General features: G+C 63.1%; 15 protein-coding genes and 1 pseudogene. 11 read left to right on the forward strand and 5 right to left on the reverse strand.

The features are described from left to right. Positions 1-53 precede the first annotated feature (53 nt). The 5 genes from nthA (at position 54) to AC1DYJ_RS10515 (ending at position 3,823) form a co-directional block, all read left to right on the forward strand. Positions 54-659, forward strand: coding sequence for a nitrile hydratase subunit alpha (gene nthA / locus AC1DYJ_RS10495; RefSeq protein WP_477280560.1), 606 nt, complete (start codon positions 54-56; stop codon positions 657-659). After that, entirely contained in the window at positions 656-1,315 is a 660-nt protein-coding gene (gene nthB, locus AC1DYJ_RS10500; protein ID WP_477280561.1) for a nitrile hydratase subunit beta, read from the forward strand. Before nthA ends, nthB begins: the two co-directional genes overlap by 4 nt. Next, positions 1,284-1,646, forward strand: a complete 363-nt coding sequence (locus AC1DYJ_RS10505) for a nitrile hydratase accessory protein (RefSeq protein ID WP_477280562.1) — start codon at positions 1,284-1,286, stop codon at positions 1,644-1,646. Before nthB ends, AC1DYJ_RS10505 begins: the two co-directional genes overlap by 32 nt. Before the next feature lie 136 nt (positions 1,647-1,782). Further along, positions 1,783-2,433 (forward strand): hypothetical protein, encoded by a 651-nt coding sequence (locus AC1DYJ_RS10510; RefSeq protein WP_477280563.1) that lies wholly within the window; start codon positions 1,783-1,785, stop codon positions 2,431-2,433. 262 nt (positions 2,434-2,695) lie between these two features. After that, positions 2,696-3,823, forward strand: coding sequence for an ATP-dependent DNA helicase (locus AC1DYJ_RS10515; protein ID WP_477280564.1), 1,128 nt, complete (start codon positions 2,696-2,698; stop codon positions 3,821-3,823). Between the two features lie 6 nt (positions 3,824-3,829). Here the strand turns inward: AC1DYJ_RS10515 and AC1DYJ_RS10520 are convergent, their stop codons facing one another. Then, a complete protein-coding gene (locus AC1DYJ_RS10520) occupies positions 3,830-4,237 on the reverse strand; it encodes a SpoIIAA family protein (protein ID WP_477280565.1) in 408 nt (135 codons plus the stop codon). A 221-nt stretch (positions 4,238-4,458) separates the two neighbouring features. On the opposite strand from AC1DYJ_RS10520, the gene AC1DYJ_RS10525 reads away from it, so the two are divergent. The 3 genes from AC1DYJ_RS10525 (at position 4,459) to AC1DYJ_RS10535 (ending at position 8,355) form a co-directional block, all read left to right on the forward strand. Then, complete coding sequence (locus AC1DYJ_RS10525) at positions 4,459-5,199, forward strand: pyridoxine 5'-phosphate synthase (RefSeq protein ID WP_477280566.1); 741 nt, start codon at positions 4,459-4,461, stop codon at positions 5,197-5,199. 103 nt (positions 5,200-5,302) lie between these two features. Beyond that, positions 5,303-7,222, forward strand: a complete 1,920-nt coding sequence (locus AC1DYJ_RS10530) for a potassium transporter Kup (protein WP_477280567.1) — start codon at positions 5,303-5,305, stop codon at positions 7,220-7,222. Between the two features lie 92 nt (positions 7,223-7,314). Beyond that, positions 7,315-8,355 carry an SDR family oxidoreductase gene (locus AC1DYJ_RS10535; protein ID WP_477280568.1) on the forward strand — a complete coding sequence of 347 codons (1,041 nt, stop codon included), beginning with the start codon at positions 7,315-7,317 and terminating at the stop codon, positions 8,353-8,355. 45 nt (positions 8,356-8,400) lie between these two features. On the opposite strand, the gene AC1DYJ_RS10540 is transcribed toward AC1DYJ_RS10535, so the two are convergent. Next, positions 8,401-9,291, reverse strand: coding sequence for an SDR family oxidoreductase (locus AC1DYJ_RS10540; RefSeq protein ID WP_477280569.1), 891 nt, complete (start codon positions 9,289-9,291; stop codon positions 8,401-8,403). Positions 9,292-9,427: 136 nt separating this feature from the next. On the opposite strand from AC1DYJ_RS10540, the gene AC1DYJ_RS10545 reads away from it, so the two are divergent. After that, on the forward strand, positions 9,428-9,835 hold the full coding sequence (locus AC1DYJ_RS10545) for a winged helix-turn-helix transcriptional regulator (protein WP_477280570.1): 408 nt from the start codon (positions 9,428-9,430) through the stop codon (positions 9,833-9,835). A gap of 75 nt (positions 9,836-9,910) precedes the next feature. Further along, on the forward strand, positions 9,911-11,224 hold the full coding sequence (locus AC1DYJ_RS10550) for an FAD-dependent oxidoreductase (RefSeq protein ID WP_477280571.1): 1,314 nt from the start codon (positions 9,911-9,913) through the stop codon (positions 11,222-11,224). Here the strand turns inward: AC1DYJ_RS10550 and AC1DYJ_RS10555 are convergent. Both AC1DYJ_RS10555 and AC1DYJ_RS10560 read right to left on the reverse strand, forming a co-directional pair. Continuing rightward, positions 11,121-11,834 (reverse strand): annotated as a pseudogene (locus tag AC1DYJ_RS10555) (glutathione S-transferase family protein); the annotation flags it as partial. The gene AC1DYJ_RS10550 and the pseudogene AC1DYJ_RS10555 overlap by 104 nt on opposite strands. A gap of 1 nt (position 11,835) precedes the next feature. After that, a complete protein-coding gene (locus AC1DYJ_RS10560; RefSeq protein WP_477280572.1) occupies positions 11,836-12,141 on the reverse strand; it encodes a Rieske (2Fe-2S) protein in 306 nt (101 codons plus the stop codon). Positions 12,142-12,240: 99 nt separating this feature from the next. On the opposite strand from AC1DYJ_RS10560, the gene AC1DYJ_RS10565 reads away from it, so the two are divergent. Continuing rightward, positions 12,241-12,699, forward strand: coding sequence for a MarR family winged helix-turn-helix transcriptional regulator (locus tag AC1DYJ_RS10565; protein ID WP_477280573.1), 459 nt, complete (start codon positions 12,241-12,243; stop codon positions 12,697-12,699). Between the two features lie 13 nt (positions 12,700-12,712). Here AC1DYJ_RS10565 and AC1DYJ_RS10570 read toward each other — a convergent pair whose 3' ends face one another. Then, positions 12,713-13,144, reverse strand: a complete 432-nt coding sequence (locus AC1DYJ_RS10570) for an anthrone oxygenase family protein (protein WP_477281713.1) — start codon at positions 13,142-13,144, stop codon at positions 12,713-12,715. Positions 13,145-13,201: the final 57 nt, after the last annotated feature.

The raw sequence follows: 13,201 nt of genomic DNA on the forward strand, positions 1-13,201 counted from the left end.
TGGCCCAAGCTGTCATGCTTGCGGCGACGTGCCGGCAATCCTAATCTGAGGTCATGTCCCATGATCATGACCACGACAACGAGCTCGATCCGTTTGCGGCACGCGTGCGCGCGCTGGAAACCATCCTCACGCAAAAAGGCCTGATCGATCCGGCGGCGATCGACGTCATCGTCGACACCTACGAAACCAAGATCGGGCCGCGCAACGGCGCCCGAGTCGTCGCGAAAGCCTGGAGCGATCCAGCCTATGCCGACTGGCTGAAGCGCGATGCGACGGAAGCGATTGCCTCGCTGAGTTATACCGGCCGCCAGGGCGAGCACATGCAAGCGGTGTTCAACACGGACGAGACGCATAACCTCGTCGTCTGCACGCTGTGCTCCTGCTATCCATGGTCGGTGCTCGGCCTGCCGCCGGTCTGGTACAAGGCGCCGCCCTACCGCTCGCGTGCGGTGATCGATCCGCGCGGCGTGCTGGAGGAATTCGGGCTGACCTTGCCGGCGGACAAAAAAATCCGCGTCTGGGATTCGACCGCCGAGCTGCGCTATCTCGTGGTGCCGATACGGCCTGAGGGCACCGAGGGCTGGAGCGAGGAGCAACTGGCCGAACTGGTCAGCCGCGATGCCATGATCGGCACCGCAGTGGCCAAGGAGCCGGCATGAACGGGCCGCAAGATCTCGGCGGGCAGATGGGGTTCGGGCCGGTCGCACCCGAAAAGGACGAGCCCTATTTCCATGCGGCATGGGAGAGGCGGGCGCTCGGCGTGACGCTGACCGCCGGTTCGATGGGCGCCTGGAACATCGATGAGAGTAGGCATGCCAGGGAATCGCTGCATCCGGCCGTCTACTATTCATCGAGCTATTACCAGATCTGGATCAAGGCGCTGGAGGTGCTGCTGAAGCGCCATGGCTTCGTCAGCGAGCGCGACCTGGCCGAGGGCCGGGCAATCGATCCGGCGGCGACGCCCAAAAGGGTGCTGAAGGCCGAAAACGTGCCGGCGGTGTTGGCCAAGGGCGGTCCCTGCGACCGGCCCGTTGCGACACCGGCGCGGTTCAAGGCGGGCGATCCCGTGCGGACGAAGAATTTAAATCCGACCGGCCACACAAGGTTGCCGCGTTATGCGCGCGACAAGCAGGGTGTGATCGAGGCCGTGCGCGACGGTTTCGTCTTCCCCGACAGCAATGCGCATGGCAAGGGCGAGAACCCGCAATGGGTCTATACCGTGGTCTTCGATGGCTCGGAAATCTGGGGCGAGGGCGCCGACCCGACGCTCAGCGTCTCGATCGATGCCTGGGAGAGCTACCTTGAGCCGGCATGAGGGCGCATTGCCGTTCGACGAACCGGTGTTCGCCGAGCCCTGGCAGGCCGAGGCCTTCGCCATGACGGTGGCGTTGCACGACAAAGGCCTGTTTTCCTGGAGCGAATGGGCGGATGCCCTGTCGGCGCAAGTGAAGAAGCCGGGCGCCGCTGATGACGGCCACGATTACTACGAGCATTGGCTGGCGGCGCTGGAAACGCTGCTGGCGGCCAAGGGCGTTGCCGGCAAAAGCGATGTCGACACGCTCGCCGCCGCCTGGGAGCGCGCGGCACATGCGACGCCGCACGGCAAGCCGATTTTGTTGGAGAATGATCCGGGACTTGGCGGCTAGGGTGCGGGCAGCCAAAAGATCAATTTAGCCTCAGTGGCTGCGATGGTCTGGACCGACGATGTGAAGAAAGCCCATCGGGCGGGCATCGAAGCGGAATCGGCTTGATTCCCTTTATGTCGCCAGCTTATTTCAAGGGATGGAAACTCATTTTCTTCATGTCAGAAAAACCGGCGGCAGCGCTGTTCATACCGCTTTGGAGCCTATCAGCGCCGAATACAGAATAGCGCTGTGGGGCCACCAGAAATATCTGCCAGATGTGCCGTCTGGCGACAAGATCATCTTCGGCATTCGCCATCCGGTGACCCGGTTTGCCAGCGGCTTTAATAGCAGGCTTCGCAAAGGCCAGCCTAAAAACAACAGCGAATGGACTGAAGACGAGCGTTTCGCCTTCGCGCATTTCGGAACTCCGGATGACCTCGCCAGATCCCTGTCTTCGGCTGACGGATCGCGCAAAGCCATGGCACAGAAAGCCATGGGCTGCATCAATCATGTCAGGCATCGCTATGCCGATTGGTTCGTGTCATCCGCGTACCTCGAAAGTCGAGAGCAAGACATCTTGATGATCTTGCACCAACCTGATCTGAATGACGACTTCAACGTCCTGAAAGCCCGCCTCAGTCTGCCGGAATCGGCAACGCTGCCGGTTGATCCAATTCTCGCGCATCGCAACCCGGACGGAATTTCGTCCTATCTCAGCCCCGGCGCCATCGCCAATCTGTCGGAGTGGTACGCCGCCGACATCGACCTGTACGAAGCGTGCATGAAGATCAGGTCTCGCATTTTGTAGAAAATCCAGACGCACCCTAGCTTTCCGCATCTGCGATATCGCCGCTTCTGTCCCTTGAGCATGGTGACCTCGGCTTCGCCACCGCCATTGCCTCAACTCCACCCTAAGCCGAAATTCAGAACCATGACGTGGTCGGTTGTTCTCTTTACGTTCTTGTTTGCGCCTGATAGCCTGAGCCGTCGGAGGCGTTGAGTTCGCCACCGATGGCGGTCGGTATGGTGACGGCCTTGTCTTTCCCTTGCGAATCCGGTCTCTCGCGCTGATGGAATTCTCTCCCCAACAGGATGAGGCGTTGAAAGCGGTGGCGCGCTGGCTCAAGGAGGGCCGGCCGCAGATCTTTCGGCTGTTCGGCTATGCCGGCACCGGCAAGACGACGCTGGCGCGCTATTTCGCCGAACATGTCGACGGGCAGGTGCAGTTCGCGGCCTTCACCGGCAAGGCGGCGCAGGTGCTGCGCTCCAAGGGGGCAACCAATGCCCGCACCATCCATTCGCTGATCTACAGGCCCAAGGGCGAGGAATCGGTGGCCGACGAGGTGACCGGCAAGACGTCGATGTCGCCGACCTTCTCGCTCAACCGGCAAAGCCCGATCTCGCGGGCAAAACTGGTCGTCATCGATGAGTGCTCGATGGTCGACGAGCAGCTTGGCCGCGACCTCCTCAGTTTCGGCACGCCGATCCTGGTGCTCGGCGATCCGGCGCAGCTGCCGCCGATCTCGGGCGGGGGCTTCTTCACCGAGCACGAGCCCGATGTACTGCTCACCGAAATCCACCGCCAGGCGCGCGACAATCCGATCATCCAGCTGGCGCTCGACGTGCGCGAGGGCCGTGAGTTCATGCGCGGCGACTATGGCACCGCGCAAGTGATCGGCAAGGAAGACGTCACCCAGGAGCTGGTGCTCAAGGCGGACCAGGTGCTGGTCGGCACCAACCGCACGCGGCGGCGCTACAATCAACGCCTGCGCGAGTTGAAAGGGTTCAATGCCGATTATCCGCAGGCCGGCGACAAGCTGGTCTGCCTGCGCAACGACCCTGCCAAAGGTCTGCTCAACGGCTCGCTGTGGAAGGTGATGACCTCATCGCGCGAGACGGTGAAGCCCGGCATCAACCTGCTGGTCTCGCCGGAAGAGGACGATCCCGACCGCGGCGTTGCCAAGATCAAGCTGCTCAAGTCGGCGTTCGAGGATCCGGACGCCGATATCCCCTGGCAGCAGAAGAAGCGTTTTGACGATTTTGACTATGGCTACGCGCTGACCGTGCACAAGGCGCAGGGTTCGCAGTGGAACGACGTGGTGCTGTTCGACGAGAGCTGGGCGTTCAAGGAAACCCGCCAGCGCTGGCTCTACACCGCCATCACCCGCGCGGCCGAGCGGCTGACAATCGTCAGATAGTTGGCGTCACGTAGAAGGACTGAGTGGCTTCGCACCCAGCCATTGCCAAGCCTCGACTTCATCCTCGGCCTTGAAATGCCTGATGTCGATGGGCGACGAAGTGGGAAGGAAGCTTTGCGCATCCGCTATCCAGTTCGGCTCGCCGATCGTGGCGCAGCGGGCGATATGGTTGAGCGCGTGCACCGTGCCCTGTTTCAGCGTCTCGTCGGCAACATCCGTCCAGTCGACGCCCTCATGATCGACCAGCCGCGCAAGCACGTCGATCCTTGGGTTAAGCGCGTAGGCCGCCTCAAGCAATCCAAACAGATTTTCGCCGTCCGCCGCCGAGACATGGCCGACGACGTCAATGGCGAAAAGGTCCTCACGGTCGGTTTCGATACGGCGGATCGCCGGCACGGATTGGAGAAAATTCATCGGCTGGTCCTCCACTAGAGCGTTTCACCGTTTCGCTGAAACGGCGAACCGCTCTAGCTCTTTGATTTGACGCAGTTTCCGGACGGAAAACCGTGTGACACTTTTCCTGGAACTGCTCTCATAGGGCACTCACCTGACTGGAACACCCGAAACCCCCTGTCTGTTCCCATCAAAGGCAGTATAGATGCGCTGCCAAAACGCCCCTGATCGGACCCAAAGCCATGCCAGCCAAGCTTTCCGTGAACCTCAACGCCATCGCCATGCTGCGCAACCGCCGCGACCTGCCATGGCCAAGCGTCACCGGGCTCGGCCGCCTGGCGCTGGCCGCCGGCGCGCACGGGCTGACGGTGCATCCGCGGCCCGACGAGCGCCACACCCGGCATTCCGACCTGCCGGAGATACGGGCGCTGATCGACGACGAGTTCCCCAAGGCGGAATTCAACATCGAGGGCTACCCTACGGAAGATTTTCTGGCGCTTGTGGAAAAGCACCAGCCGGAGCAGGTGACCCTGGTGCCTGACGATCCGGCGCAGGCGACCTCCGACCATGGCTGGAACTTTGCCGCCGAGGCCGCGTTCCTCAATCCGATCGTCAAGCGCCTGAAAAAGGGGGGCTTTCGCGTGTCGCTGTTTTCCGACCCGGACCCGGCCGGCGTCAATGCCGCGCGCGATACCGGCGCCGACCGGATCGAGCTCTATACCGGGCCCTACGGCAGCTACTATTCCGATTCCGCCAAAGCGCAGAAGGAACTGGAAAGATTGGGAAAAGCCGCTGATGCCGCGCTCGCCGCCGGGCTCCAGGTCAACGCCGGCCACGATCTGGTGGTGAACAATCTGCCGGGGCTGATCAAACGCATCCCGGCATTGGCCGAAGTGTCAATCGGACATGGGTTGACAGCCGATGCGTTGGAGTATGGCATGGCCGGCACGGTGGGACGGTTTCTCAGGGCATGCGGATGGTAAAGGGCAGACGGCTGGCATTACCGCATATCAGCCATTACTTGAGGGCTCTTGATATTGCATCGCAGCAAGCGTAGAGCACCGCGCGCTTATCGGAGTGTCGTCCATGGCCCTTACCAATACTGGTAGTGAGGCAGAACCCGTCGAACAATCGAGCCATCCCGAAATCGAACAGCATAGCACCAAGGTGTTGATGCTGGGCGCGCTCGGCGTGGTCTATGGCGACATCGGTACCAGCCCGATCTACGCGTTCCGCGAGGCGCTGGTAGCGTCGTCGGGTGGCGAGGTCGCGGATCGCGGCGATATTCTGGGCGTGCTGTCGCTGATCATCTGGTCGCTGACGATCATCGTCACCATCAAATACATCAATTTCGTGTTGCGCGCCGACAACCGCGGCGAGGGCGGCGTGCTGTCGCTGATGGCGTTGGCGCGCGGCAGTTTCCCGACGCGCTCGGCAATCATCCTGGCCATCGGCATCGTCGGTGCATCGCTGTTCTTCGGCGACGCCGTGATCACGCCGGCGATCTCGGTGCTGTCGGCCGTGGAAGGCATGAATGTCGTCACCCCGGCCTTCCAGCCCTATGTCGTGCCGCTGACGCTGGTCATCCTGGCGATCCTGTTTTCGGTGCAGCGCTTTGGTACCGGCGGCGTGGCGCTGATTTTTGGCCCGATCACCGCGGTCTGGTTCCTGGCCATCGGCCTTTCGGGCCTGAATCACATCATCGCCGATCCGGAAATCCTGTGGGCCGTCAGCCCGCACTACATCGTCGCCTTCCTGATCAATTCGCCCGACGTCGCCTTCGTCACCATCGGCGCCATCTTCCTCGCCGTCACCGGCGCCGAGGCGCTGTACGCCGATCTCGGCCATTTCGGCCGCAAGCCGATCGTGCTCGCCTGGCTGGCGATCGTGTTTCCCTGCCTGTTGCTCAACTATGCCGGGCAGGGCGCCTTCGTGCTGGCCAAGAACGGCGTGGTCGGCCATCCGTTCTTCGAGATGAACGAAGGCTGGACGCTGATCCCGATGGTGGTGCTGGCGACGGCGGCGACGGTTATCGCCAGCCAGGCGGTGATATCGGGCGCTTTCTCGCTGACCCGGCAGGCGGTGCAGCTCAACATGCTGCCGCGCCTCGAAATCCTGCACACGTCGGAACGGCAGTCGGGCCAGATCTACATGCCGCGCGTCAATTTGTTGCTAGCGCTGGTGGTGATGCTTTTGGTCGTCGGTTTCGGCGAATCGAGCAAGCTCGCGTCGGCCTACGGCATCTCGGTCACCGGCAACATGCTGGTGACGACGGTGCTGCTGTTTGTCGTCATGACGCGCATCTGGAAATGGCGGCTGTGGGTAGCGGTGGCGATGACGTCTGTGTTCGCCTTCATCGATGTCGGCTTCTTTGCCTCCAACATCGTCAAGGTGTTCGAGGGTGGCTGGGCCTCGCTGGCCGTGGCCTTCACCATCGTTTTGGCGATGTGGACCTGGGTGCGCGGCAGCCGCTATCTCTTCGACAAGACCCGCCGCAACGAAATCCCGCTCGATTTCCTTGCCGGCAATCTGTTGAAGAAGAAGCCGCAGCTGGTGTCCGGCACAGCCGTGTTCCTGACCAGCGATCCGCAAAGCGCGCCGACCGCCCTGATGCACAGCCTGAAGCACTACAAGGTGCTGCACGAGCAGAACGTCATCCTCTCTGTCGTGACGGCGCCGCAGCCGCTGGTGCCCGACAGCGAGCGGGTCAAGATGGAGACGGTCAACGAGCTGTTTATGCGGGTGACGCTGACCTTCGGCTATATGGAACAGCCCAACATCCCGCGCGCGCTGGCGATCTGCCGCAAGCAGGGCTGGAAGTTCGACATCATGACGACCTCGTTCTTCCTGTCGCGGCGTTCGCTCAAGGCCTCGCCCAATTCCGGCATGCCAGTGTGGCAGGACAAGCTGTTCATCGGTCTCGCCCGCACGGCGGCCGACGCGACGGAGTATTTTCAGATCCCCACGGGGCGCGTGGTCGAGATAGGCACGCAGGTCGCGATCTAGAGAAATTCCAGGAAAAGTGTGAGGCGGTTTTCCGTCCGGAATTTCGAAAAAATGGATTAGCTTGAACGCTTAGGCCATTGGGGGAGGCGGATATGAGCGGCGAATTGGTGCTGGTCACCGGCGGGTCCGGCTTCCTCGGCGCTCACTGCATCCTCGAACTCTTGAAGGCCGGCTACCGCGTCCGCACGACCGTGCGATCGGCCAGACGTGAAGCCGATGTGCTCGCCATGCTCAGGGTCGGCGGTGCCGAGCCCGGCGAGGCGCTTTCCTTTGCCCATGCCGATCTGATGGCCGATGCAGGCTGGCCAGCAGCGGTCGCCGGCTGCGATTACGTGCTGCATGTCGCCTCGCCGTTTCCGCCTGGTGTGCCCAAGCACGAGGACGATCTGATCATCCCGGCGCGCGAAGGGGCACTGCGTGTGCTGCGGGCGGCGCGGGATGCCGGTGTCAGACGTGTCGTGCTCACCTCATCCTTTGCTGCCGTTGGCTATGGCCAGCCGCCGGTTGCCGGTCGTCCGTTCACCGAGGAGAACTGGACCAACCTGGCGGAAAAGGTGAGCGCCTATGTGAAATCGAAGACGCTGGCGGAGCGGGCGGCCTGGGATTTCATTGCCGCCCAAGGCGGTGCCTTGGAGCTGGCGGTCGTCAATCCGGTTGGAATCTTCGGACCGGTCCTGGGGCCGGATCATTCGACCTCCACGGAATTCATAGGACGCCTGATGGACGGCGCGATGCCGGGTCTGCCGCGCATGCTGTTCGGCGTGGTCGACGTGCGCGACGTGGCCGACCTGCATCTGCGCGCCATGACCAATCCGCTCGCCAAGGGCGAGCGGTTCCTGGCCATCAGCGGCGATTTCATGACGATGCTGGAGATTGCGCAGACGCTGAAAGCCCGGCTGGGCAATGCGGCGTCACGCGTCCCGACGCGGGTGCTGCCGGACTGGCTGGTGAGGATCGTCGGACTGTTCGACGGCCAGGCGGCCCAGATCGTGACGGAACTGGGCAAGGCGAGGAACGCGACGGGGGCCAAGGCGACGCGCCTGCTCGGCTGGGCGCCGCGGTCGCGGGAAGAGGCCATCGTTGCGACCGCCGAAAGCCTGATCCGGCTGGGGCTGCTCAAGAAATCGAAATAGTGGTGCGGGAGGCCGAGACGAATTAGGCTTCCCGCACCGCGGGCTTCAGCCGGCCAATGCGGCCTTGTTCGCCTCGAGGAACTGCTTCAGCGGCACTGGCTGGCGGCCGGAGAGTTTTTCGACAGCGTCGGTCACCATGGCGAGGTCGCCGACGCGCGCGGCCACATCGAACGACACCAGGACCTTGGCCAGGGACTCGGGCAGGCCGGCCGACTTCATGCCCTCGGTCAGGGCCTCGTCGGAGAGCTGGATGACCTGGATCGGCTTGGCTGTGACTTCGGTGATGAACGCCGCGACCTCGGCGGTGGTGTGTGCCTTGGGGCCGGTCAGCGTGTAGGTCGTGCTTTCGCTTGTGTCCGAGGCAAGCCCGGCAGCGATCGCCGCCGCGTAGTCGTCGCGCGTACCATAGGAAATGGCGCCATCGCCAGCCGATGTGTACCACTGCCCCGAGGCCAGGATCTGCGGCAAGGCCATGAACAGGTTCTCATCGTACCAGCCGTTGCGAAAGACGGTGTAGGGGATGCCGCTCGCCTTGATGGCTTGTTCGGTGTCGTAGTGGTCAGGCGCGAAGACCACCGGCGAGCCCGGTTCCGGGTTGGGCATCGAGGTGTAGAGCAGATGGCCGACGCCTGCCTGGCTGGCTGCGACGACGGCCGCAAGCTGCTGCTCGCGCCGCTTTCCCCGAACCTCCACCTCGTTTGTCGAAATGATGAGCGCCCGGTCGGCGCCGGCAAAAGCCTTGGCAAGCGAGGCCTGATCGTCGAAATCGGCCGCCCGGACGGTTACGCCGCGCGCCGCGAGATCGGCGAGGTTGGCGGGCGTGCGGGTGGTGGCGACGATCCGGTTTGCGGGAACTTTCAAACTGTCCAGCAGGTGATTGATGACGCCGCGGCCAAGTTGGCCGGATGCGCCGGTGACGAGAAGGGTTTTGGGCATGGGGGATCCTGATCTTAGCGCCGGAATGGCGGGTGCTTTGGTAGTCTCAAAAAGAGACCAGCACTAAAATAGGAATTGACCTGCTGCCGTAAAGAAGGCAGTTTTCCGGGAGGTAGGCACAGGCAGGGAACCAGCGATGGACGGCAAGATCGTCAATCTGAAATCGAAGATCGAGATCTACAGAGCCATGACGGGCGGCGCCAATTTCGGCGATTGCCCGGTTCGTGACGTCATCAAGGGCATCAACGGCAAATGGAGCCCATTGCTGGCGATGGCGCTGGCGGAGAAGCCTTATCGCTTCGGTGAACTGCGGCGGCTTGTTCCTGACATCTCGCAGCGCATGCTCACCCAGACGCTGCTTGAGCTGCAGCGCGACGGCTATGTGCATCGCGAAGTGTTCCCGACCAAGCCGCCGAGCGTCGAATACAGCCTGACCGATCTCGGACGCTCGATGTTCGGCGCCCTGCATCAATTGATCATATGGGCCGAACTCAACCACGACGCGGTGCGCGACGCACGGGCTGCTTTCGATGCCGGTGGTTGATATTTTGACGCATGCCGCAATGGCTTGATTTGGCAGGGTCGCTGAAGGATTGTCCGGCCATTGGTTGGGCGGGCAATGAAAAAATCACTCGACATTGCGATTGCCGGCGCGGGCCCGGCGGGGCTGGCCACGGCACTCTATCTCAAGCGCGCCGGACACAACGTCACCATCTTCGAACGCTTCGAGGAACCCAAGCCCGTCGGCTCGGGACTGATCCTGCAGCCGACCGGGCTGAGCGTGCTTTCCGATCTCGGCCTGCTCGACGACATACTGGCGCTGGGCAGTCGCATCGAGCGTTTGCATGGCGCGGATGCGAGCACCGGCCGCACCGTGCTCGCCGTGCGCTACGATGCGCAGCCCGGCGGCCGCTTTGGCCTGGCGGTGCATCGGGCGGCGCTGTTCAACGTGTTGTTTCGTGCGGCGCAGCGGCAAGGCATTGCCATCGAAACCGGTGTCGAGATCGAGACGCTGGAGGTCGGCGAGCGGGCGATGTTGTTCTTTGACAAGGGGCGAAGGGCAGGGCCATTCGACCTTGTCGTCGACGCCAGTGGCTCGCGCTCGAAACTGCGCCAGAGCCTCGACGACCCGGCAGAGCCAAGGCCGCTCACCTATGGCGCGTTCTGGGCGTCGCTCGGCTGGCGCGACGGGTTCGACGAGAACGCGCTGCTGCAGCGCTACGAGAAGGCCAGCGTGATGATCGGTGTGCTGCCGATCGGCCGGCCGCAGCCGGGCGGCGAAAAAATGGCGGCGTTCTTCTGGAGCCTGAAGCCGACCGATGTCGAACAGGTCCGGGCCGCGGGCCTCGACGCCTGGAAGGCGAGGCTGGTCTCGCTATGGCCGGCGTGCGAGGCGTTCACCAGCCAGATCGACAGTTTCGACCAGCTGTCGCTGGCGCGCTACGGCCACCACACGATGAAGCTGCCGGCCGGCCGCAGGCTGGCGGTGATCGGCGACGCCGCGCATTCGACCAGCCCGCAGCTCGGGCAAGGCGCCAACATGGCGCTGCTCGACGCGGCAGCACTCAGCCATGCCTTGGCACAGACGGGCAACGTCGATGCGGCGCTGGAGACCTATGCCAAAGCACGGCGGTGGCATGTCCGGATCTTCCAACTGCTGTCGCTGGCGCTGACGCCGTTCTACCAGTCGGATGGCATGATGCTGCCCTTCTTCCGCGACACACTGGTGGCGACCATCGCAAAAATCCCGCCAGTGCCAAGCGTGCTCGCCTCGATGGTGGCCGGCACGCTGATCGATCCGTTCAGGCGGACCGGGCTAGAGGAGGCGGACTGGCGAGATCATCCGGCGGGATCAAGGTCGAGAGAAACGAATTTCTCGCCCGCAGGAATTGATGCAGGCGTTGCGGATAGTCCGGCGTCACGGCGGCCTTGATCGAGGCGCGTTCGCTCAGCGCCTTGCGCCATGCCCGGACCAGCGGCTTGCCGTCGAGCATGCCGAAATCGCTGATACGGTCGAAGGCGTCGAGATAGCGGAAGACCGGGCCGTAGACGGCATCGACGAGGCTGAAGCGTTCGCCGTTGAACCATGGTCCGGCCTGGTCTGCCAATTCGTCCTCGATGCGATCGAACATGGCCGACAATGCCGAGGATTCCGTCAGGAAGGCGGCCTCTGTCGACGCCGAGTAGAAGCGGCCGATGGCGTTCAGCGTCGCCGAGCCGAACTCGATCCAGGCGCGATGCCGGGCGCGGTCGTAAGGATCGGCGGGGTGCAGCGGATTGCCTTGCGTTTCCTCGAGGAATTCGAGGATGACGGCGGATTCGAAGATCACCGTCTCGGCGCCATTGGCCTGCACGATGAGCAACGGCACCTTGCCCAGCGGCGAGATCGCCTTGAACCAGTCCGGCTTGTCGGCGAGGTCGATGGTCACGCGCTCGAAGGGCACGCGCTTCTCGGCCAGCGAAATCGCGGCGCGCTGAACGTACGGGCACAGATGATGGCTGACGAGAATGAGCTTGTCAGTCATTTCATTCTTCTCAGGCATGTCACTCTCCCCAGACATAGTTCAGCGCGCCGTCCTCGACGCGCGTCGACAGAAACATCAGGCGCGACGCTTTTGGCGCCGGGCCTTCGAGCCGGTCGCCTGATGCCATGTCGAAGGTCGCGCCATGCCATTGGCAGACGAATTTACCGTCCTTGCAGTCGAGCGGCCCGCCGAAATGCAGACAGACATTGGCGGCGGCGCGGATGCGCTCGCCGCTGCGCCAGACATGGACCTCGCGGCCGAAGAACGGTGCGATCAGGCTGCCCGTCTGCGGGACGTCGGCGACTTTGCAGATTTCGTGTTTCATGGGATTCCTTAGGTGATTGATGCGATTGCATGTATATAGATGCAGATGCATTAATCGTCAATCTTGATGCAATTGCATCTATCGCCTAGGATCGCCCCTATGACGGAGAAAGCCACGCCTTCGCCCGACGCCATCAAGGCCTGGGCTCGTCTGATGCGGGTTTCGCGCCAGCTTGTCGAACAGGCCGAACAGGCTTTGAAGGACAGTGGCTTGCCGCCGCTCGACTGGTATGACGTGCTGCACGAGCTTGCCGAGGCGGGCGAGGGCGGGCTGCGGCCGTTCCAGCTGATCGAGCGCACCCTGTTTGCGCAGTACAACATCTCGCGGCTGCTGGCCCGGCTCGAAGCAGACGGGTTGGTCGAGAAGCTGAAGGTCGCCGATGACGGCCGCGGCCAGACCATCCGCGTCACTGACAAAGGGCGCGAGACGCGCCGGCGGATGTGGGCGGTCTACGGGCGCTCGATCGCGGAGCTGGTCGGCGAAAAACTCTCCGCAGACGAACTGGGCATGGTGTCGGCATTGCTCGGCCGTCTGCGCCTGCCGCCGGCTGCGGACTGAGGCGACCCAGCCGTCAGGCCAGATGGCTGCCCCAGAGAAAGGCCAGCGTCGCCAGCACGCCCAGTCCGGCGCGCGCCAGATGCAGGGTCCCCCATTTGACGATCAAATCCCTAGCTTGCGGATTGTCGGCGCTGGCGTCCATCGCCGCCAGCAGCTTGTTGGTCGGCATCATGATCATCAGCGTCCACGGCCAGGGCAGGATGATCAGAATTGCGCCGAGCAGAAAGGCGAAGCCAGCGGTCTGCCACCAGGCGATCAGGCCGAGAAGGAAGGCGACAATGGCGATGGATGCCTGCATGGCCGCGCCGCGCTTGTAGGAAGGCTGCCATTCCCTGAGCAGCGCCTTGTCATCGAGGCCAAGCCGCGCCGGCTGTTCGGCGACGCTGACATAGATGGCGGCGCCGGAGAACACGGCGGCGACCGTCAAGGCAAGCAATCCGGCCAGCATCGTCGTTCCCCGCGACATCAGTGAGTGAACGTTTGAAGGGAAATAGGGGCTTGC

The sequence above is a fragment of the Mesorhizobium sp. P2_B11 genome, from assembly GCF_056404855.1.